This window comes from Streptomyces sp. NBC_01077, from assembly GCF_045162855.1.
GTDB lineage: Bacteria > Actinomycetota > Actinomycetes > Streptomycetales > Streptomycetaceae > Streptomyces.
In genome coordinates this window covers 1161082-1181295 of sequence record NZ_CP108669.1, presented here as the reverse complement: position 1 = coordinate 1181295, position 20214 = coordinate 1161082, and the positions used below count along the sequence as shown (strand labels likewise).

Annotated in this window: 22 protein-coding genes; 11 read left to right on the top strand and 11 right to left on the bottom strand. The window is 73.9% G+C overall.

Features of this window, described 5'->3' with window-relative positions; genetic code table 11:
- Window positions 1-64: 64 nt before the first annotated feature.
- Window positions 65-634 carry an NADPH-dependent FMN reductase gene (locus tag OG462_RS05350; protein WP_406054920.1) on the top strand — a complete coding sequence of 190 codons (570 nt, stop codon included), beginning with the start codon at window positions 65-67 and terminating at the stop codon, window positions 632-634.
- Between the two features lie 21 nt (window positions 635-655).
- Here the strand turns inward: OG462_RS05350 and OG462_RS05345 are convergent, their stop codons facing one another.
- Window positions 656-1834 (bottom strand): hypothetical protein, encoded by a 1179-nt coding sequence (locus OG462_RS05345; protein WP_406054918.1) that lies wholly within the window; start codon window positions 1832-1834, stop codon window positions 656-658.
- Between the two features lie 222 nt (window positions 1835-2056).
- On the opposite strand from OG462_RS05345, the gene OG462_RS05340 reads away from it, so the two are divergent.
- The gene (locus tag OG462_RS05340) at window positions 2057-2488 is read left to right on the top strand and encodes a protein-tyrosine phosphatase family protein (protein WP_406054916.1); all 432 of its coding nucleotides are present in this window, start codon (window positions 2057-2059) and stop codon (window positions 2486-2488) included.
- On the opposite strand, the gene OG462_RS05335 is transcribed toward OG462_RS05340, so the two are convergent.
- Window positions 2478-3059, bottom strand: coding sequence for a dienelactone hydrolase family protein (locus OG462_RS05335; protein ID WP_406054914.1), 582 nt, complete (start codon window positions 3057-3059; stop codon window positions 2478-2480). The genes OG462_RS05340 and OG462_RS05335 overlap by 11 nt on opposite strands.
- A 178-nt stretch (window positions 3060-3237) precedes the next feature.
- Entirely contained in the window at window positions 3238-3600 is a 363-nt protein-coding gene (locus OG462_RS05330) for a hypothetical protein (protein ID WP_406054912.1), read from the bottom strand.
- A gap of 192 nt (window positions 3601-3792) precedes the next feature.
- Between OG462_RS05330 and OG462_RS05325 the strand changes: the two genes are divergently transcribed.
- The 8 genes from OG462_RS05325 to OG462_RS05290 all read left to right on the top strand — a co-directional run bounded on the left by OG462_RS05325 (window position 3793) and on the right by OG462_RS05290 (window position 10812).
- Window positions 3793-5001 carry an RNA ligase gene (locus OG462_RS05325; RefSeq protein WP_406054910.1) on the top strand — a complete coding sequence of 403 codons (1209 nt, stop codon included), beginning with the start codon at window positions 3793-3795 and terminating at the stop codon, window positions 4999-5001.
- Between the two features lie 2 nt (window positions 5002-5003).
- Window positions 5004-5921 carry an AAA family ATPase gene (locus OG462_RS05320; protein ID WP_406054908.1) on the top strand — a complete coding sequence of 306 codons (918 nt, stop codon included), beginning with the start codon at window positions 5004-5006 and terminating at the stop codon, window positions 5919-5921.
- A 63-nt stretch (window positions 5922-5984) separates the two neighbouring features.
- Window positions 5985-6701, top strand: coding sequence for a ribonuclease H (locus tag OG462_RS05315; RefSeq protein ID WP_406054906.1), 717 nt, complete (start codon window positions 5985-5987; stop codon window positions 6699-6701).
- A gap of 296 nt (window positions 6702-6997) precedes the next feature.
- A complete protein-coding gene (locus OG462_RS05310) occupies window positions 6998-7681 on the top strand; it encodes a GNAT family N-acetyltransferase (protein WP_406054904.1) in 684 nt (227 codons plus the stop codon).
- Between the two features lie 227 nt (window positions 7682-7908).
- Complete coding sequence (locus tag OG462_RS05305) at window positions 7909-8067, top strand: hypothetical protein (protein ID WP_406054902.1); 159 nt, start codon at window positions 7909-7911, stop codon at window positions 8065-8067.
- A 41-nt stretch (window positions 8068-8108) separates the two neighbouring features.
- Window positions 8109-9287, top strand: a complete 1179-nt coding sequence (locus OG462_RS05300; protein ID WP_406054900.1) for an enoyl-CoA hydratase/isomerase family protein — start codon at window positions 8109-8111, stop codon at window positions 9285-9287.
- A complete protein-coding gene (locus OG462_RS05295) occupies window positions 9284-10213 on the top strand; it encodes a glutaminase (protein ID WP_406054899.1) in 930 nt (309 codons plus the stop codon). The genes OG462_RS05300 and OG462_RS05295 overlap by 4 nt, the downstream gene beginning before the upstream one ends.
- Before the next feature lie 131 nt (window positions 10214-10344).
- Entirely contained in the window at window positions 10345-10812 is a 468-nt protein-coding gene (locus OG462_RS05290) for an NUDIX domain-containing protein (protein WP_406054898.1), read from the top strand.
- A 49-nt stretch (window positions 10813-10861) separates the two neighbouring features.
- Here the strand turns inward: OG462_RS05290 and OG462_RS05285 are convergent, their stop codons facing one another.
- From OG462_RS05285 to OG462_RS05250, 8 genes are all read right to left on the bottom strand, one after another.
- On the bottom strand, window positions 10862-12241 hold the full coding sequence (locus OG462_RS05285) for an aldehyde dehydrogenase family protein (RefSeq protein WP_406054896.1): 1380 nt from the start codon (window positions 12239-12241) through the stop codon (window positions 10862-10864).
- A gap of 85 nt (window positions 12242-12326) precedes the next feature.
- Window positions 12327-14102: an asparagine synthetase B family protein gene (locus tag OG462_RS05280; RefSeq protein WP_406054894.1), complete on the bottom strand. Its 1776-nt coding sequence runs from the start codon at window positions 14100-14102 to the stop codon at window positions 12327-12329.
- A gap of 53 nt (window positions 14103-14155) precedes the next feature.
- Entirely contained in the window at window positions 14156-14737 is a 582-nt protein-coding gene (locus OG462_RS05275) for a hypothetical protein (protein ID WP_406054893.1), read from the bottom strand.
- A gap of 43 nt (window positions 14738-14780) precedes the next feature.
- Window positions 14781-15710, bottom strand: coding sequence for a hypothetical protein (locus tag OG462_RS05270; protein ID WP_406054891.1), 930 nt, complete (start codon window positions 15708-15710; stop codon window positions 14781-14783).
- Window positions 15707-16801: a hypothetical protein gene (locus tag OG462_RS05265; protein ID WP_406054889.1), complete on the bottom strand. Its 1095-nt coding sequence runs from the start codon at window positions 16799-16801 to the stop codon at window positions 15707-15709. The genes OG462_RS05270 and OG462_RS05265 overlap by 4 nt, the downstream gene beginning before the upstream one ends.
- On the bottom strand, window positions 16798-17877 hold the full coding sequence (locus OG462_RS05260) for a hypothetical protein (RefSeq protein WP_406054888.1): 1080 nt from the start codon (window positions 17875-17877) through the stop codon (window positions 16798-16800). Before OG462_RS05260 ends, OG462_RS05265 begins: the two co-directional genes overlap by 4 nt.
- Complete coding sequence (locus OG462_RS05255; protein ID WP_406054886.1) at window positions 17874-18644, bottom strand: cupin domain-containing protein; 771 nt, start codon at window positions 18642-18644, stop codon at window positions 17874-17876. The genes OG462_RS05260 and OG462_RS05255 overlap by 4 nt, the downstream gene beginning before the upstream one ends.
- Window positions 18645-18792: 148 nt before the next feature.
- A complete protein-coding gene (locus OG462_RS05250) occupies window positions 18793-19467 on the bottom strand; it encodes a lysophospholipid acyltransferase family protein (RefSeq protein ID WP_406054884.1) in 675 nt (224 codons plus the stop codon).
- Window positions 19468-19689: 222 nt separating this feature from the next.
- On the opposite strand from OG462_RS05250, the gene OG462_RS05245 reads away from it, so the two are divergent.
- Window positions 19690-20088 carry a hypothetical protein gene (locus tag OG462_RS05245; RefSeq protein WP_406054883.1) on the top strand — a complete coding sequence of 133 codons (399 nt, stop codon included), beginning with the start codon at window positions 19690-19692 and terminating at the stop codon, window positions 20086-20088.
- Window positions 20089-20214: the final 126 nt, after the last annotated feature.

The window sequence follows — 20214 nt, the reverse complement described above, 5'->3', positions numbered from 1 at the left end:
GCCGAAGTGCGCCCGGACCGCCCCGCGTCCTCATGCACCCTTCGCGGAAGGCAGGACCGCCCGCATGACCACGTACAAGGTCGGCTACTTCGTCGGCAGCCTCTCGACGAAGTCCATCAACCGGATCCTCTCCCGGGCCCTGATCCGCGTCGCTCCCGCCGGGCTCGAGTTCCGGGAGATCCCCATCAAGGACCTCCCGCTCTACAACCACGACTTCGACGCGGACTACCCGCCCGAGGGCCAGGCCCTCAAGGACGCCATCGCGTCCGTCGACGCCGTCCTCTTCGTCACCCCCGAGTACAACCGGTCCATCCCCGGCGGCCTCAAGAACGCCATCGACTGGGCCAGCCGCCCCTGGGGCACCAACTCCTTCACCCACAAGCCGTCGGCCGTCATCGGCGCCTCGCCCGGCAAGATCGGCACCGCCGTCGCCCAGCAGAGCCTCCGCTCGGTGCTGAGCTTCTGCAACTCGCCGCAGATGAACGCCCCGGAGGCGTACATCCAGTTCACTCCGGGGCTGTTCGGAGACGACGGCGAGGTCACCGACCCGACGACACTGCAGTTCCTCACGGACTACATGGCCGACTTCAAGGTCTTCGTCGAGCGCGTCCTGACGGTCCTGCCCCAGCGCTGACGATCCCCGAACGGCCGCGCGTCACAGGACCGCGATCCCCAGCGGCCGCGAGCCCGCCTCCAGCCGACGGGTGTCGCCGGTGTCCAGGTCGACGATGCTCAGGCCGTCCCAGTACCCGTCCCGGGTGAACCCGCCGGTCACATAGGCGGTGCGCCCGTCCTCGGAGACGGCCACGTCCTCGTGCGGTCCCTCCAGGGGGTAGACCCGCTCGGCGCCGCCGGGGGTCCGGACCGTCAGCGAGGGCCCGCGGTCCTCGTCCGGGTCGATCGGCCCCGTGCCCACCGTGAGGAACGTGCCGTCGGCGGTCACCGTGGCGCCGTGCTGGTGGGTGTTCGCGGTCATCGGCTCGATGGTCGTCCGGCCCGTCCGCGGGTCGACGACCACGAGCCGCTCGCCCTCGAAGGGCAGCAGCAGCTTTCCGTCCGAGGGCCGAACGGCCGTGTAGTGCGGCTTCAGCCAGGAACCGAGCCCGCCCTCCGTGCCGTACGGGGCGACCTCCACCCGGCGCGGCTTCAGCGTCCCCGCGGAGACGACCGTGACGTCGAAGGAGTCGTGGTTCGTCGCGTACACCTCGGCGCCGTCACGAGACACGTCCACGTCGAAGGGGCGCCGGCCGACCGGCACCGTGTCCGTGACCCGCAGGGCCGTCGTGTCGATCACTTCCAGGGTGCCGTTCCCCCCGGGCACGTTGACGCTCACGTACACCCGGCGCCCGTCCGGCGCGAGCGCGATGCCCATGCCGCCGCCCCGGTACTCGCCCGTGGTCACGGGCCCGGTGTCCGTCTCGTACGGGACGAGGGCGAGCCGCTGCCGGGTCGTGGTGTCCACGACGGCCACGCCCTCGGCGGTCGCCACCCAGGCCCGCCCGTCCTCGCCGACGACCAGACCGTAGGGCGCGGTGCCGACCTTCACCGAGCCGGTGGCACCCCGCGCGGGGCCGACGAAGGTGACCGTGTCGGAGCCGAAGTCGCCGACCAGGAGCGTGCCCGGCGCGGGCTTGCCGGTCGGGGCGGGCGCCACGGTGACGGAGGAACCGGACGAGGACGGCACGCTGCCGGGGGAGACCCCGGCCGGAGGCGTCGAACCCGCCGCGGAGGCCGCCCCGCCGGACCCCTGCGCGCACCCGGAGAGCAGGACCACGGCCACTGCTCCGGGCAGGAGCACCCGGGCGGTACGGGACGCACGGCGGTACTTCGTCATGACGGACTCCTCGGTACGGCGAACTCGCGCGGCCCCGTCGGAGGACGGCCCGCACTCTGCACCGATCCTCTGCCCGCGCAGGGCCCCGCACGGTCCGACAGCCGGCCCCCGCCCGGCGGCGGGACGGACGACACCGGGGTCGACCGATCGGATGACCCCGAAGTGACCCCGAAGTGACCCCGATATCGTCCCCAGGCCCCCACCGGCCATTACCGTGACGGGATGACCGAACCCTGGCAGGACTCGGCCCCCGGCGTCCTGAGACTTCCCTCCGGACGGCTGGTGCGCGGCCGCGCCCTGCGCCGCCCGCTCCCCGGGGGGACCCGCCCGACCTACGCCGTCCACCTGCTCGGCAAGAGGCCGCCCGAGGTCCCGTGGGAGTCGGTGTGGCTCCGCTGGCCGGACTTCCGTCTCCCCTCGGACCGCGACGCGGCCCGTGCCGTCCTCACCGACGCCTGGGAACGCGCCGCGGACGAACGGGTCGAGATCGCCTGCGGAGGCGGGCGGGGCCGCACCGGCACGGCTCTGGCCTGCCTCGCCGTCCTCGACGGGATCCCGGCCCGAGAGGCCGTCGACCACGTACGCCGCCACTACGACCGGCACGCCGTGGAGACACCCTGGCAGCGCCGCTACGTCCGCCGCTTCAGCGCTTGACGCCGTCCAGGAAGCAGACCGCCCGCTCCGCGCACAGCGCGGCCGCCTCCGGCACGAAGGACGACGCACCGCGCTCCGCGAACAGGTGCGCGCTCCCCGGGTACAGGAACAGCCTCCGGTCCGCCGCGTCCGCCACCAGGGCGCGGGCGGCCGCGAGATCTCCCTCGTCGACGAAGAAGGGATCGGCGTCCATTCCGTGCACCTGCGCGGGGACGCCCTCGGGCCAGACCGCGCCGAACTCCGTCACCGGCACGCAGGCGCTGAACAGCAGGGCGCCGAGCGCTCCGGCCCGGGTCTGCGCCAGCTTCTGGGCGGGCAGCACACCGAGCGAGAACCCGGCGTAGACGATCTCCTGGGGCAGCTTCGCGGCCGCTCGCTCGCCGCGCGCCACGAGCGTGTCGAAACCGATCTCCTGGGCGTACCCCGCGCCGGCCTCCAGGTCGGTGAACGTACGCCCCTCGTACAGGTCGGGTGTGTGCACCGTGTGCCCCGCCCGACGCAGCTCCTCGGCGAACGCGCCGACGCCGTCCGTCAGCCCGAGCGCGTGGTGGAAGAGCAGAACCTCGGCCATGTCGTCATCCCCAGGTGTCCGTACGGGGCCCGCCCCACTGCGGCGCGGGCCGTTCGGGAAGCAGCATCGCGTACGGCACTGACAACGCCCGGAAAGGGCGGACGACGGTCCGGAACCGACGGGAGGCGTGACGGACGCCCGAGGCCGACCGGAAGCGTGGCCGGCCCGAAGCGTTCGGCTAGCGCATCGGCCGGTGCGGCAGGACGGCGCCCGCCTGGCCCACGACACCCGTGGGTCCGCCGACGCCCATCGGGCCGCCGACGCCCTGGTGCGCGACGATGCCCTGGTGCGCGACGATGCCCTGGTGCGCGACGATGCCCTGGTGCGCGACCGCGCCCTGGTGTGCCCCCGGGTGTGCGCCCACACCCGCGTGCGCGACGACGCCCTGCTGCGGTCCCTGGACGCCCTGCGGCGGCACCTGGATGACCCGGCTCAGGTCCCGCAGAACCTCCTCCGCGACCTGGCGGACGTCACCCGGAACATCCCCCCGCTCCCGTATGAGCTCGGCGTAGATCGGTGCCGTGCCGTCCGCGTGGTTCATGGGGCTCGCTTCCTTCGTCTGCGTCGGTGACGTCACCGACGGGGAGACGGCGAGTCTACGGGGCACCACCGACACGCCCCGGAGCGAGTCCCCGCACATCACCCCCGGCACACCCCCGCCGCGCCGGATATTCGCTGTCCCCCACGCCTCCGACCGCAGAGAATGGATCACCGAACACCCGGGAGGGACCCCATGAGCCAGGCGACCCTGACTCTGCACGACCTGATGCCGTCCGACGAGCTCGCCGCCGCACTCACGGACGGGCACGTCACGCGCAAGCGGCACCCCGAGCTGCCGCTGTCGATCTACACGTACACGCGCGCGTGCCAGTACGCCCAGCACTGGAACCGGGCGACCACACGCTGCCGCGGACTCGTCGCCGACGACGCCACCGGACGGATCGTCGCGCTCCCCCTCCCCAAGTTCTTCAACATCGCCGAGCACGCCATCGGCCGCCCCTACGCGCCGCCGCTCCCCGACGAGCCCTTCGAGGTGTACGACAAGGTCGACGGCAGCCTCGCCGTGGTCTTCCACTACGACGGCCGCTGGCACGTCGCCTCCAAGGGCTCCTTCACCAGCGCCCAGGCCACCTGGGCGCAGCGCCGGCTCGACGCGGCCGACACGACGGGCCTGACGCCGGGTGTCACGTACCTCGCCGAGATCCTCTACCCGGGCAACCGCATCGTCGTGAACTACGGCGAGCGCCGTGACCTCGTCCTGCTCGCCGCCTTCGACCGGGACGGCACCGAGATCCCGCTCGCCGAGGCCGCCACCGGCTGGCAGCCCGTCGGCTCGGTCGTCCGTACCTGGCCCGCCATGAGCGTCGCCGAGCTCGTCGCCCTGACCGAGTCCAACACCCTCCCCGGCGGCCACCGGGCCACCGGCACCGACGCCGAGGGCTTCGTGCTGCGCTTCGCCTCCGGCCTGCGCGCCAAGGCCAAGCTCGCCGAGTACGTACGCCTCCACAAGGTGCTGACCGGTGTCACCGAGCGCGACATCTGGCGCGGCCACGGCATCCAGCGCTTCGCCGCCCTCCCGGCCGGCGAACTCGCCAAGGGCCTCGGCTGCTCCGTGACCGAGGTCGAGGCCGACGGCGGCAAGCCGCTCGACGCCCTCCTCGAACAGGTGCCGGACGAGTTCGACGCCTGGGTACGCGAGGTGATCGGCGGCCTCGAAGCGGCGGCCGCCGAGCGCGAGAGGGCCGTCGACGAGGCGTACGCGCGCCTGGCCCACCTCGCCGACGACCGGGGCGCCTTCGCCCGCGCCGCCGCCGGGGTGTCCGACCGCGGCCTGCGCGCCGCCCTCTTCCTGCGCCTCGACGGGCGCCCCACCGACCTCCTCGTCTGGCGCCAGTTGCGCCCCGAGGCCGCCGACCCCTTCGCCCACGACCAGGAGAACTGACCGTGCCCGTCGTCCATGTCATGACCGGCCTCCCGGCCTCCGGGAAGACGACGGCCGCCCGCGCCCTCCAGGCCGCCGCCGACGGACGCGTACGCCGCGTCAACCTCGACGACCTCCGTTCCATGCTCGACATCCCTTCGAAGGACCGCGGCCGCTCCCACGGGCACGAGCAGACCGTGCTCGGCATCCAGGACGCCGCCGTCCGCGCGGCAGTCGACGACGGCTTCGACGTCGTCGTCGACAACACCCATCTGACCCCGCACGTCCCCAAGCGGCTGAAGGCCGCCGTGGGGGGCCTCGCCACCTTCGCCGTCCACGACTTCACCGCCGTGCCCGTCGACGAATGCGTCCGCCGCGACGCCGCCCGTGAGCGGCCCGTCGGCGAGGAGATCATCCGCATCCTCGCCGCCAAGCACGCCAAGGCCACCCGGGGCGGCTGGCGGCTCACCGCGGACTGGCTCAACGACCGCCCCACCGTCGGGGAGCCCTACGTCCCCGACCCGAGCCTCCCCACCGCTGTCATGTGCGACATCGACGGCACCCTGGCCCTGCGCGTCGACCGGGGCCCGTACGACTTCACGCGGTGCGACCGCGACCTGCTCAACGTGTCGGTGCGGGACGCCCTGCGCGCCTTCCGGCACGCCGAGCGGGACCGGATCGTCCTGCTGTCCGGCCGGAGCGAGGACCACCGCGCGCTCACCGAGAGCTGGCTCGCCCACCACGAGGTGCCGTACGACGAACTGTGGATGCGGGCGTCCGGCGACGGCCGTGGCGACGATCTCGTGAAGGCCGAGCTCTTCGACGCCCATGTACGCCACCGGTACGCCGTCCGCGTCTCGCTCGACGACCGCGACCGCGTCGTCGCCCTCTGGCGCCGGATGGGCCTCCCCACCTGGCAGGTCAGCTACGGCGATTTCTGACCGCGGCGGCCGGCGCCGCGGGGGTGGGACCGCCCACCCCCGCGGCCGTGTCAGGATCGTGGGATGGTGGAAAAGATCATCGCGGCGTGCGACGGCGCGTCGAAGGGAAACCCCGGCCCCGCGGCCTGGGCATGGGTCATCGGCCGCTCCGACGGAGCGATCGACCGCTGGGAGGCGGGCCCGCTCGGCCGGGCGACGAACAACGTGGCCGAACTGACGGCGCTGGAACGCCTGCTGGAGGCGATCGACCCGGCGGCGCCGGTCGAGGTCCGCATGGACTCCCAGTACGCCATGAAGGCCGTCACGACCTGGCTCCCCGGCTGGCGTCGCAAGGGCTGGAAGACGTCTTCCGGCAGCCCCGTCGCCAACAAGGACCTGGTCGTCCGGATCGACGCGCTCCTGAGCGGCCGGCACGTCGACTTCGTCTACGTGCCCGCGCACCAGGTCGACGGCGACCCCCTCAATGACGCGGCCGACCGCGCGGCCAGCCACACCGCCCGTACGCAGGAGCCCACGGGCTCCGCCGCCGGTGCCCCGCTGCCGCCTCCGGAAGCCCCGACACGCGCCTCCGCGCCCCGTGCGCGCTCCTCAGCGCCGTCCGGCTCCCCGGGTGCTTCCTCCGCCGGTTCCTCCGGTGGTTCCGCCACGGGCCGGAGTCGCCCGTCCGGCGGCACGCTGAAGGCGAGATTCTCCGGCCGCTGCCGCTGCGGCAAGGCCTACGACAAGGGCGAGACCATCGCGAAGAACCCCGACGGCTGGGGCCATCCCACCTGCGTCTGAACCCTGTCCGATCCCTCCGCCCGTCCGACTGGCGGGCGGCTCCGTCCGTTGTCTGAGACCGGTCCACCCGGGCGCGCGCCAGCCTTCACCCAGGCGTGTACCCGGGTTCGCCGGGGGTTCTGTTCTCCGAGCGCTTGTGGCTGCATACTGTCCTCCTCGCACCGGTGACGAACCGTTTTACCTGCTTGTTCGTCGCTCTCACGACGTGGTCGGCACCGGCGAGAACCTCCCCCTTGCTGCCGCCGCGGTCACCTCTCGGCGGAAGCTTTCCCTGCCCGTGAAAGACCCGAGGTTCCGTGCCAGTACCTGTTCTCCTGACCGGGCGCTCCGTGCGCCTGGAGCCGCTGGCGATGCGGCACGCCGAAGCCCTCGCCCGGGCCGGCGGGGCGGACCGATCGGCCTACGCCTTCACCCCCGTACCCGACGGCCTCGAATCGGCCCTCGATTACATCGCCCGTGCCCTGACCGAGCGGGCGGCAGGACGATGCCTGCCCTTCGCAATGGTCAGTACAGCCGACGAGCGAGTCATCGGCTCGACCCGGTTCCTCGAACTCGACTACTGGCGGGGGCCGCTGATCTGGCCGCCCGTCCCCGGCATGCCCCACGGAGATCCGCTGACCTCCGTGCCGGACGCCGCCGAGATCGGCAACACCTGGATCGCGGGCGACGCCCGGGGGACCGGCATCAACACCGAGGCCAAATACCTCATGCTCCGGCATGCCTTCGAAGCCTGGGGCGTCCGCCGCATCACCATGCGCGCCGACGCCCGCAACACCCGCTCCAGAATCGCGATCGAACGCCTCGGCGCGAGCTGCGAAGGCGTCCGTCGCGCCCACTCCCGCGGTCTCGACGGAGCCGTCCGCGACACGGCCTTCTACTCGATCCTCGACGAGGAATGGCCGACCGTCCGCGACATCATCGAAATCCGTCTGTCCACACCCCGCCAGGTGCGCGTCCCCCAGGATCTGCTCCCGGCCTGAGCCCTTCCCGCACCGCTCCGGCGGGCGCTCGCGCCCCCGCCGGAGCGGTGGTTCCATGGAAGGGACGGGAAGGACTCGACACGTGAGGATGCGGGGTAGCGGCCGTAACAGGACCGTGCACCGTGCAATCAGGATCCGCGAGAAGCGGATGAGTCCTTCCCGCCCCACGTCCGGGGCGCCGTCGGTCCTCCCGCCCGCGGCATCTCCCCCTGCCCGCAGTGGCCCGCATGATCAACGTCAAGGCATGTGGTGCCGACTTCGCCGGCACCCGCGTCCACCGCGTCCGGCTGCCCAGTCGCTCCGGCCCCGGTGAGCTCCTCGTCCTACTGGCCGGTACCGCTCTGCGGATCCGCATCGAGCACATCCGGACGTGCCCGGTACGGTGATCGGGACAGTGAGCAGCGCCACCCGAAGGGACCGAGTGATCGTGCCGACCGGAACCGCCGACGTACTCCTCCGGACGGAGGGCCGGGCCGGTTTCATCACCCTGAACCGCCCCCGCGCCATCAACGCGCTCACCCACTCCATGGTCCTCGCCGTCGACGCGGCCCTCACGGAGTGGGAGCACGACGCGGCCGTCACGACCGTCGTCATCGAGGGCGCGGGGGAGCGCGGTCTCTGCGCCGGCGGCGACATCCGCGCCATCCACGACGACGCGCGCGCCGGCGGCTCCGCGTCCGAGGGCTTCTGGCGCGACGAGTACCGGCTCAACGCCCGTATCGCCCGCTTCCCGAAGCCGTTCGTCGCCCTCATGGACGGCATCGTCATGGGCGGCGGCGTCGGCGTCTCCGCACACGGCTCCGTCCGTGTCGTCACCGAACGCTCCCGGGTCGCCATGCCGGAGACCGGCATCGGATTCGTCCCCGACGTCGGCGGTACCTACCTCCTCGGCCGCGCCCCCGGCGAGCTCGGCACCCATCTCGCCCTCACCGGCGGCCACGTCGGCGCCGCCGACGCGATCCTCACCGGCCTCGCCGACCACTTCGTTCCCTCCGCCGAACTGCCCGCCCTGGTCCGGGACCTGACCCGGCTACCGGTCGTGGAGGCCGTCGCCCGGCACACCGCCACGGCTCTGCCCGGCGTCCTCGCCGAGCAGCGGGAGTGGATCGACGCCTGCTACCCGGCCGAGACCGTCGAGACCGTCGTCGAGCGCCTCTTCGACACCGGCGTGCCCGCCGCCAAGGAGGCGGCCACCACCCTCCTCGCGAAGTCCCCGACCGCCCTCAAGGCGACCCTGGCCACCCTGCGCCGCTCACGGGCCCTCGCGACCCTGGAGGAGGTCCTGGACCTGGAGTTCCGCGTCTCCTGCGCCGCCCTGACCACCCCCGACCTCGTCGAGGGCATCCGCGCCCAGGTCGTCGACAAGGACCGCAACCCCCGCTGGACCCCGCCCACGCTCCCCGAGGTCACGGACGAGTCCGTCGCCCGCTTCTTCACCGCACCGACCGGCGGCGACCTCGGCCTCGCCGCGGCCCGGCAGGCAGCCGAGGGCCTTCCCACCACCCGGCAGGCCGCTGAGGACCTTCCCGCCACCCGGCAGGCCGTTGAGGACCTTCCCGCCACCGGGCAGGCCGTAGCGGAGCGGGGATCCGGGGACCGCGTGTGACCACGAACGCCACCACCTCCTTCCAGCCCGTCCTCGACCGCATCGCCGAGGAGATCGCCGAACTCGGCGACCGGGGCACCCCGGCCGACTACATCCCGGCCCTCGCGGCCGGCGACCCCGCCGACTTCGGCATGGCCGTGGCCGAACTCGACGGCACCGTCTACGGGGTGGGGGACTGGCGGCGGCCCTTCTCCACCCAGTCGGTCACCAAGGTCTTCACCCTCGCGCTCGCGCTCGCCGGCGAGGGCGACGCGCTCTGGGCCCACGTCGGCCGGGAACCCTCCGGCGACCCGTTCAACTCCCTCGTCCAGCTGGAGTACGAGAACGGCATCCCGCGCAACCCCTTCATCAACGCAGGCGCCCTCGTCGTCACCGACCGCCTGCACCGGCTGACCGGCGACGCCTCGGACTGCCTGCTCGCCTTCCTGCGCGCCGAGAGCGGCAACCTGGACCTCGCCTTCGACGCCGACGTGGCCGCGTCGGAAGCCGCCCACGGCGACCGCAACGCGGCCCTCGCCCACTTCATGGCCTCGTACGGCAACATCACGGGTCCCGTCCCCGACCTGCTGCGCGAGTACTTCCGCCAGTGCTCCCTCGAAGCGTCCTGCGCCGACCTGGCCCTGGCCACCGGCTTCCTGGCCCGCCACGGCCTCCGTGCCGACGGCTCACGGCTGCTGACCCGCAGTCAGGCCAAGCAGGTCAACGCCGTGATGCTCACCTGCGGCACCTACGACGCGGCCGGCGACTTCGCCTACCGCGTGGGCCTCCCGGGCAAGAGCGGCGTCGGCGGAGCGGTCGTCGCCGTCGTGCCAGGCCGCTGCACCCTCTGCGTCTGGAGCCCCGGTCTCGACGACCGGGGCAACTCGGTGGCGGGCGTGACCGCCCTCGACCGCTTCACGACCATCACGGGCCTGTCGGTCTTCTGACCTCCTTCGCCGGCGAGGGAGGGGGCATGCGTCGGCGTGGTGGGCATGCCGCCAGCGCGCTGGGCATGCCGTCGGGCGCCGTGGGCATGCTGCCGGGGTGGCCGACCCGCCCGGACCGAGGAGACCTCCGTATGACCGCTCCCACCCGCATCCGCACCTCCGCGAAGGCCGTCGTCCTCCACGAGGGAAACGTGCTCCTCACCCGGAACATCTGGAACGGCAGAGAGGGCCACTTCCTCCCCGGCGGCGGTCAGGAGACCGGCGAACTGCTGCCCGACACGGTCCGCCGAGAAGTATGCGAGGAGACCGGCCTGACCGTGGAGGTCGGCCCGCTTCTCTGGGTCCTGGAAGGCTGGATGGACCATCCGGGACCCCTGGCGACGGAGAACTTCCACCGCGTCGAGGTCGTCTTCCTGTGCACCGTGGACGGCAGCGCCGAGCTCGTCGGCGGAGCCGAGCAGGACGTCGACCAGATCGGCCTCGACTGGGTCCCGCTCGAAAAGATCGCCTCCCTCGAATCCCTCTCGCCCCGCTACCGCGCCCACCTGGCCCCCCTGGTGTCCGGCGCCACCCCCAGGGCGGCCTACCTGGAACGCTAGGGGTGTCCTGTGGACCAGGCCGGGCTCGCGGCGTGATCGGCAGACAAGCCTAGACCTGGCGCCCCAGCCGGATCGTGACCGTCTTGGGCCGCTGGTACTCCTGGAGCGCCAGCGTGCTCAGGTCGGTGCCGTGGCCGGAGGCGCCGCGGCCGCCGTGCGGGAGTTCCGCCGTCTGCACGAGATGGCAGTTGACCCAGGTCTCGCCCGCGTCCAGGGCTGCCGTCAGTTCCAGGGCGGTCGTGAGGTCGGTGGTCCACACGCTCGCGGCGAGGGCCTGCGGGACGCTGTTCGCCATGGCGAGGGCGGCCGCGACCCCTTCGGCCCGCTGCACGGTGAGGAGCGGGCCGAACACCTCCTCGGTGACGGCCGGGTCGTCGTCCGGGAGGTCGGCGAGCAGCCGCGCCGGACGCCAGTGCCCCGCCGCCTCGCCCGGTGCCGGGGCGATGTCCGAAGCGAGGTTCCGCTTGGCATCGGAGGCGGCGACCAGTCGGTCGTAACGCTCCGCCTGGTCGGGGTTGTTCAGCGGGCCGAAGTCCCGGCCGGCCACGCGGGCGGCCATCGCCGCTGCCAGCCCGGCGACGGCGGCCTCGTAGTTCTCGGCCAGCGTGATGACCCGCGCCGGAGCGGCGCAGCTCTGCCCGGCGTTGTAGGTGACGGCCTCCGCGAGGGACTCCCAGGTGTCGGCGGGCGCGTCCGGGAGGACGATCGCCGGGGCGTTGCCGCCCAGCTCCAGACTCACTCGCCGGGTCCCCGCGCGGACCGCCACGTCGGCCCCGGCCCGACCGCTGCCGGTGAACGCCACCATGTCCACCGCCGACTCGACGAGCAGCCGGCCCGTCTCCCGGTCGCCGGGGAGACACCGCAGCACATCGGCGCCCAGCGCCGACACCGCGTGCTCCGTGAGGAGTTCGAGGCTGTCGGGGGTCGTCTCGGCGGGCTTCGCCACCACCGTGTTCCCGGCCGCAAGGGCCGGCGCACAGCGCCAGGCCGCCATCAGCAGCGGATAGTTCCAGGGCACGACCACACCCACCACACCGACCGGCTCCCAGCGCACCCAGCTCTCGTGGCCCGCCACGAGGAGGCCCGCGGCCGGTGCGGTCCGGGTTCTGGCCGCCGTCGCGAAGAACCGGAACAGGTCCGCGACCTGCTCGATCTCTCCTGTCGTCTCCGCCTCCGGCTTGCCCGTCCCGGCCCGCTCGCGGGCCGCGAACTCGGCCGCGTGCACCTCGACCAGGCCGGCGAGCCGGTCGAGGCGCCGACCGCGCTCCTTGGGGGTGAGGGCACTCCAGCCGGGCAGCGCGGTCCGCGCGCCCGTCACGGCGGTCCGCACCTCGGGGAGCCGCGAGAGCACGGCCGAACCGCGCGGCGCCCCGGTGCGGGGGTCGGTCAGTCCGGTGACGCCGGTGGAGCCGGCCGCGTCGCTGGTCATGGCAGGGGCCTTTCGTGGATCGGGGCGGTTCTGCTTCACACGCGATCCTGGTTCACGCGCGGTTCCGGATCACGATCGGTTCCGGTCAGACGTCGTACGACCTCAGCCAGAGCTCCAGGGTGAGCACCAGCCACAACTTGCCGCCCTGCCGGGGCAGCAGGGCGCCCTCACCCCGCAGCCAGCCGCGGACGGTCTCCGGCCGGAACAGTCCACGCTGCCGGGACCTGGGGCCGAGGAGGAGGTCCTGGCCGAGGTCGCGGAGCGGGCCCGTCAGCCACTGCTGGACCGGCACCCGCATTCCGCTCTTCGGCCGGTCGACCACCGTGCCCGGGAGCAGGTCCCGTACCGCCTCCTTGAGGATCCACTTCTCCGCCGTACCCCGGAGCTTGAACGAGGGCGGGGTCGCGAAGGCGTGGTCGACGACCGACCGGTCGAAGAGCGGGGAGCGGCCCTCCACGCCCTGGGACGAGGTCAGCCGCTCCACCTTGGTGAGGATGTGGTGGGCGCCCTTGGTCCGCAGGTTGCAGTGGAGCAGCTGGTTGAGGAGGTGTCCCATCCGGTACGGGCCGGCGCCGTCGGCCGTCAGATAGGGCGCCACGTGGCGCCGCGGATCCGGGGCGCCCCGCAGGGCTTCCAGAGCCGGCGCCGTCAGGAGGTCCGGAACGTCCGTCCAGCACTTGCGGTACGAGCGCAGGTACGCGGTCGCCCGGTCCTCGTCCCAGGGCGCGCCCGGTGTCCGGTGCATCTCCTGGACCAGCATGGGGAGGTTCTTCGGCCCGCCGAAGACGGGGTCCCCGCCCTCGCCGTTGAGGACGACGGAGGCGCCGTCCGCCGCGACGGCCTCGGCGAGCATCAGGTTCGGCACGGTCAGCGGATCGCCGACGGGACTGTCGAGCAGCGCGGCCGCCTCGGCGAGGCGGGCGGCCACGGCCGCGCCCGAGACGTTCAGGACCCGGTGGCGGGTGTGGCAGTGCGCGGCCACCAGGCCCGAGTAGCCCAGCTCGTTCGGCAGGTCGTCGCCGAAGCTGATGGAGTAGGTGTGCACCGGGTGGCCGTGGAGCTTCGCCGCCAGGGCCGTGACCAGGGAGCTGTCGATCCCGCCGGAGAGGAGCACGGCGGCCGGCTCGGCGACGGGCAGGCGGCTCGCCGTCGCCCGCTCCAACAGGGCCCGCAGCGCGAGGACATGACCGCTCGGGTCCTCCGGCACAGGCTCCTCGATCCGTTCCCGGGGCTCCCAGTGGACGGTCTCGGTGGACGTCCCGTCCCGGCGCAGCCGGAGCACCCGGCCGGGCAGCACCTCCCGTACGCCGGTCAGCAGGGTCTCCTCGCCGGGCAGATAGGCGAAGGTGAGGAAGGAACGGACCGCGGACAGGTTCATCGAGGTGCCGAGCGCGGGCCAGCGGCGCAGCGCGCGCAGCGACGTGGAGGCGGCCCAGGCGGTGTCGGCGCGCGCGTAGAACAGGGTGCGGGCACCGACGTGGTCGCGGATCAGGACCAGGTCGGGACCGTCGAGCACGGCCAGGACGAACATCCCCTCGGCCGGTGCCACCCCCGCGTCCCCGAGCAACGCCCAGCAACGAAGCAGCAGTTCGCCGTCCGAGCAGTCGGGCGGTGGGGCCGCGGCCCGCGCCGCGAGGGCGGCGAGGAGCGCCGGCCGGTTGTGCAGGGTGACCTCCCCGACCGCTGTCCGCCCGTACGCGGTGAACGGGCCCTCGGCGCGGCCGTGTTCACCGGGGATCAGCGCGAGGTCGGCGCCGGGGACCTCGGCCGGGACATGGCCGGGGCCGAGGGCGCCCATCGCGTCGAGATGGGCGCGGGCCTGCCCGGTGGTGGCGGCCAGACAGGCGCACAGACGTGCCACGAACTGCTCCTTCTCCTTGTGTTCTCCTCGTACGGTGGCGCCGGGGGCGCGGATCAGCCGAAGTCGTCGTCGCTCCAGGCGTCCCCGTCACCGTCCCAGTTCGCGTTCCAGTCGTTCCCGTCCCCGGATCCGTCCCCCGACCCGTCCCCGGATCCGTCGGACCCGTCGTCGACGGAGGCCGAGCCGCCGCTGTCGCCGCCACCGCCGGAGGACTGCTGGGCCTGCGCCTGTTGCTGCCGCAGCGCCTCCTCCTGCTCGGGGGACATGCTCAGCGGCGGCAGCTGGGCAGCGGTGATGGCGAGGGTCGCCACTCCGAGGCCGGCGAGCAGGACGCCCATCCGCCCGCCGAAGGAACTCCGGTTGACCAGGACCTTCTCGCCGCGCGCCCACAGGGTGCGGCCGTAGCCGATGTCCCGGGCGTAGGTGGCGGTGCCGTCGGCGAGGGTGCGCTTGATGATGCGGTCGCCGAGCAGCTCGTCGGTGCCGGAGGCGCCGCGGTTGTCGTGCCAGTGCACGAGGTGCGGGTGGCCGGAGGTGCGGCGCCGCCACTCCTCCAGACCGTTCTCGTAGCGGCGGTGGACGGTGCCGTCGGCGAGCAGTTCGTCCGCGTAGCCGATCTCTTCGGGACGGTTCATGGTGTGCGTACCTCGGGTCGGTGGGAGGGAGCGCCGGGACGGGTCACGCGGCGGGCCAGGTCATGAAGCCGGTTCCGCGCAGTCCGCGCAGACCGCTCCACAGGGAGTCGCGGGGCGGCCGCGGCCCCCGGGTCAGGCGCAGTACCGTGCGCACCAGCCGGTCCGGGGGCACGGCCGCCACCTGGGTGAACCGTCCGCCCGCCAGCCAGTCGGCCTCCCGCGGCCGCAGCGCGGCGGGCAGGGCGGCGAGGTCGGCCGAGCCGGGTGCGGGGCCCCGGCCGGTGGGCAGCCGCAGGGCGGCCGCGTGCCGGGGCACCAGGCCGAGGGAGACCACCCGGACTCCGGGCACCGGCCCCAGTCCGGCCCGGACCCGGGCCGGAAGCGCGACCCCGGACGGGCTCGCGTCGTGCAGGACGTACACGGTGGCACCGTCGGCGCGTTCCAGGGCGGCGAGCAGCCGCGGGTCGAGCGGCAGGGCGTCGGTGGCGGCGAGCACCGGGCAGGCCGCCTCCAGGTGGACGTGATTGGAGAGCAGCATCCCGGCGATGGAGCGGTCCTGGCAGAGCAGCAGGCGGGGCAGCCCGTAGTCGTAGAGGTCCGGCTCCGACGGTGCCGCCCCCGGGGTGTCGGACCGGTGCCGCGGCGCGGGCAGCGGCGGAAGCAGTCCCGGTACGGTCGCCCGGCCGCGTGCCTCCAGGGCGCGGGCGAACGCGGGCAGCCGCATGACCGGGGCAGGGGTGCCCGGGATCCGGCGGAAGAGGGCCGAGCCGGGGCTCAGGACGCGGCAGGTCTCGTAGTACAGCTGGCGTTCGGTGAAGCGCAGCCCGCCGGGTGCGCCGGCGCGGGCCGCGGCCGCGGTGATCGCACGGTCGGTCACCCCGGCCATCGTCCGGGCGGCGACCCCGAGGGCGGGACGCCGTCCGGCGTCCGTGGCCCGGCCGGTGCGCGGGGGCGGGAGGTGTCGCTGGCTCATCCGGCCGGGGCGCCTTTCGTACGGGACGGGCCGTCCGCCGGCACCTCGGCCGGCCAGGTCAGGAAGCCGTCGGTGGAGCGGAGTTCGGCGGGACGGGCTGACAGGGCCCGTTCCACGGCCGCCGTGACGACCGACTTCAGGCGGGGCGGGGGGACGGCGGCGAGCGGGCTCCAGTGGCCCTGGGCCAGCCACTCGGCGTCGTCCGCCGACAGGTCCGCGACGGAGCGGAGGTCCGCGGCGTCCACCGTGGACGCGGTCGAGACCCGGTGCACGGCACTCCGGCGGGTCCGGACCGCGGCGACCGGGAGGCCGGCGTCCACCACGACCCTGTCCGGGTGGGCGAGGCGCAGCAGTGGGGCGAGCAGGGCCCCCAGGGCGTCGGCGTCGTGGAGCACCACCACCGGGAGCCCGTCGGGAACGTCCACGAGCGCCTCGTGCGCGGCGGCAGGTGCGGCCTCGACGAGCCGCGCCTTCAACTTCGCGGGGATGCCGTTGCCCCGGAGGAACACGGCGACCGCGTGATCTGTGCAGAGGATGACGGCTGCGGGGCGGCCGGCGAGGGACTCCCGGGGTGCCGGGGCGCGCGGCCCGTCGTCCACCACACCCGGTGGCAGCTCCTCGTAGGCGGTCCGCCAGGAGCCCATCAGCTGCCGGAACGTGGACTCCGAGGGGGCGATGGTCCACCAGGCGGAGCTCGCGGCCGTGTACCGCATCACCGAGGCCGCCACCACGACAGCGACGGCGGCGGTGACGCCGACCGCCCCCGGCACGCCGTGGGTGAGATTGCCGACGACCAGGAGGAGAAGGGCGAGGGGTGCGGCGACCAGCCACCGGACGACGGGCCGGATCCCGCGTGCGGGCTTCGCCTCCCAGACATGGTTGGACGTGCGGGAGAGGTACCAGAGCTGGGTGACGGTCACCTTCAGACGGCCGCGGTCGGTGGCGCGCTCGGCGATCCGCCGGATCCGCAGATCGTGCATGCCCCGGCCGTGGATCTTCGGGTCCATCGCGAACGGCCGGTCGCAGCGCGAACACACCTGCCCGGTCCGTTCCTTGGCCGCCAGGACGGCGGTGCACCGGGGGCAGATCACCGGCCACCCACCGGGTCCGGTCCGGCCGTCTCCGGCCAGGTGAGGAAACCCAGGTCGGCGGCGCGCCGCCGGTCGGCGTCGACACCGCGCGTGACCTGGCCGGCGATCCGGTCGACGACGGTGAGCAGCCGGGCCGGCGGCAGCCCCACGAGCGGGAACCGCCAGCCCTGCCCGAGCCACTTCAGCTCCTCGGGGGTGTACGTACCCGGCTCGGTGAGGAGACGCATCTCCGCCGGGCCGGGCTTCCGCCTCGGGTCCCGGTACGGAACGGCCTGCGGCAGGGCCCGTACGGTGCGCAGCGGCGGTCCCGCGTCGATGACCGTGCGGCCCGGCAGGGCGTCCCGGAGCCGCCGTACGAGCAGTTCGCCGTCCGCGTCGGAGTCGTGGAGCACGAGCACCGGACCGTTCGACGGTACGGCGCGGGCCTCCTCGGCGCTCCGGACCACGGCCAGGCCGTGGCGGGCGGGCAGGCCGTCGGCGACGAGGAACGCGACGACGGCGCGGTCGGGGCAGACCAGCACCCCGGTCGTGTCGGCCGCACCGGTGACGGCCGCCGTTCCCCCGGCGGGCTCCGAGGTGCCGCCGGCGGGCTCCGAGGTGTCGAGCACGCCGGGCGGCAGCGTCCCGTACACCTCCCGCCAGGCGCCGAGCACCTGTGTGGGGAAGGCCTCCCGGGCGACCGGCGGGATCCCCCTGCCCGCGCCCATGGCCCTGGCCACGACGATGACCAGGCCGGCGAGCAGCAGAGCGGCGGAGGCGATCAGGAGGACCGGAGTCTCGGCGACGAAGGCCACGACGGTGACGAAACCGGCCACCACGAACGCCCCGCCCAGGCAGCCCTGCCCGAACTCGCTGTCCCGGAGACGCTTGCGGGAGAGGGCGTACCACAGCTGTTCGGGGACGATCCCGATCCGGCCCTCGTCGCTGAGGGCGGCGGTGATCCGGCGTACCCGGAGGTCGTTGAGACGGAGCGGGTTGGTCTTCGGGTCCAGTGCGTAGGAGCGGTTGCAATGGGTGCAGCGGTTGCCGGTGCGTTCCTTGCGGAGCAGGTTGCGTTCGCAGTGCGGACAGATCACCGGGGCACCTCCAGCCCGGCCGCCACCCGGCGCAGCCGGGCCGCAAGCCGCTCGCGGACCGTGGTGGCGGCGATGCCGTGGACCCGCTGGGCGCGCTCGATGTCGCGGAGCTCGGCGGCCAGCGCCCGGTAGTCGGTGACAGGTTCGGCGGCCAGGGTCCGGTGGCCGGAGGGGGCTCCCGTGGCCAGAGCGGTCCCGCCGCTCGGGCCGCCTGCGGGCGCTTTCGCCCGCCGCTCGGCCTCGGCCGCGGTGATCGCGTAGTCCTCGTGGTCGATCCCGTACCCGGTGTTCGCGGCGAGGATGGTCAGCGGGACGTCGCCGCGGTTGGCGAAGGAGTGCGGCATCATCTCCGGGATCCGGATCAGCATCCCCGGCGCGAGCGGGATGTCGGTGACGCGCCCGCGGGCCTCGTCGTACAGCCCGCAGGCGGCATGGCCGAGGCTGAGGACGAAGTGCTCGCCGCCGTGCGCGTGCGGCGTGAAGGCGCTGCGCGGTCCCACGACCCCGAGTTTGACGGTCGCGTTGGACGGCCGTTCGGGCGAGGTCGCCGCGTCCCCGACCAGGTAGTGGGCGAACTGCCCGTCGTCGATGAACCGCAGGAACTCCCGCTCCGGTCCGAGCTCCCGGCTTCCCTCCCGGTCGGCGAGCAGAATGCCGCCGTCGGGCCTCAGGTGGTACAGCTCCACACCACCGGGCAGATCTCGCGCGACCCGGTCCGGTATGTCCTCCGGTATCCGGCCCTGCGCTCGTACGGGTCGTACCGCCATCGCGCCTCCCCCTGACGCCCGTTGTACGTGCTCACGCACAACCACCGCATCGTAAAGCGCTGTTCGGTGACAGCGGGAGTCCTCGGAGGAACTCTCAAGGGGGCCGGAGGTGAACGCCACGTCCTCCGACGCGCCCCTGGCCCGGCGGTCAGTGCCTTCGTTCCGTCGAGGCCGCCGGTTCTCCGAGCGCCCCGGCCGCCGTCCGCCACGCCGCCGTGACGGCACCGTGGGCCAGCTCCGTCGCGGCGGTCACATCGGCGGGCAGCCGCAGCGGCGCCCCGATGTGGACGTGGAGCCCCGGCCTCCGGACGGGCGACGTGAGCACCCCGGCGATCTGCTTCACGCGCCCGCCCGACGTGATCCGGCGGGCACCCGCCTGACCGATCGGCACGACCGGCGCCCCGGTGGCCTCGGCGAGCCGCGCGAGCCCGGTGCGGAACGCCTCCGGCGGATTCTCGGCGGAGTCCGGCCTCGGCGGGATGCGGCCCTCCGCGTACAGCATCACGTGCCGCCCCGAGGCGAGCGCGACGGCCGCGTGGTCGAGGGCGGCGGCAGCGCGGGCCGAGTTGCGGTGGACGGGCACATGGCCCTCGCGGGTCAGGGCCCGGCCGAGCAGGGGGATCCGCCACAGCCCGGCGGTGGCGAGCAGTACGGGCTCGACGGCGAGCCGCTTGCGGAGCGCGGCGAGGACGAGTGCGGGGTCGGCGGTCGACGTGTGGTTCACGACCAGGATGCTGCCGGGTTCGAGCCGGGCCCCGGGGTCGGTGGTGACGGTCAGTCGCCCGAAGAACGGCACGACATGGGCGGCGAGACGGCTGAGCACGGAAGGGCCCCCTGGTTCCGAGGACGAGGCGCTGACCCACCCATCGTGCGAGACCGTGCGACACCTCACATGAGCACGCGTACTCAGCTCCCGTACCCAACCCTCCTGGGTGAGGGGCGCAGTGGCAGGGTCTTTTCGGGGCGGTCTACGCTGGGCCCGGCAGGACACAGGCCGGCACGCGGTGACACCGTGCCTGCGGGGACCGGGGAGGGGGGCGGGGCGGTGGGACGTTCGGCGCGACGACTTGCGACCCTTCTGCCCGCGATCCTCTGCGCGATCTGGTCCCTCCTGGTGCTCCCGGCATCGGCGGCGGCACCGGCGACGGGGGCGACGAGCCACACGGTCCCGGCCTCGGCCATGAACGTGACGCCCGCTCCGGCCCACCGCGCCTCCGCCCCCGAACCGCACTTCGCGCCCACCGCCGTCGTACGACTCCCCGCCGCCGTCGAGAACCCCGTACGGATCCCGGTAGCGCCCCCGGCCACGGCCGCCGTTCCCGCCGACCTCTCCGTACCCGCGCGCGGCGTCCTCGCCGGCGACCCCCGCCGGGAGCGCGCACCGCCCGGCGCGGTTCACGACCCACGGGCCCCTCGCGGCCCTCCCTCCACCCGGCACAGCTGACGTTCCCCCGCGTCGCCGTCCGGGACATCGGCATGTCCTCGGACCGGACCACGACGCGTGTCCACCCGTACGTCCGGCACGGCCGACGCGCGCTCCCGCCTTCCGCGTGGACGCGCGCCGTCGCCG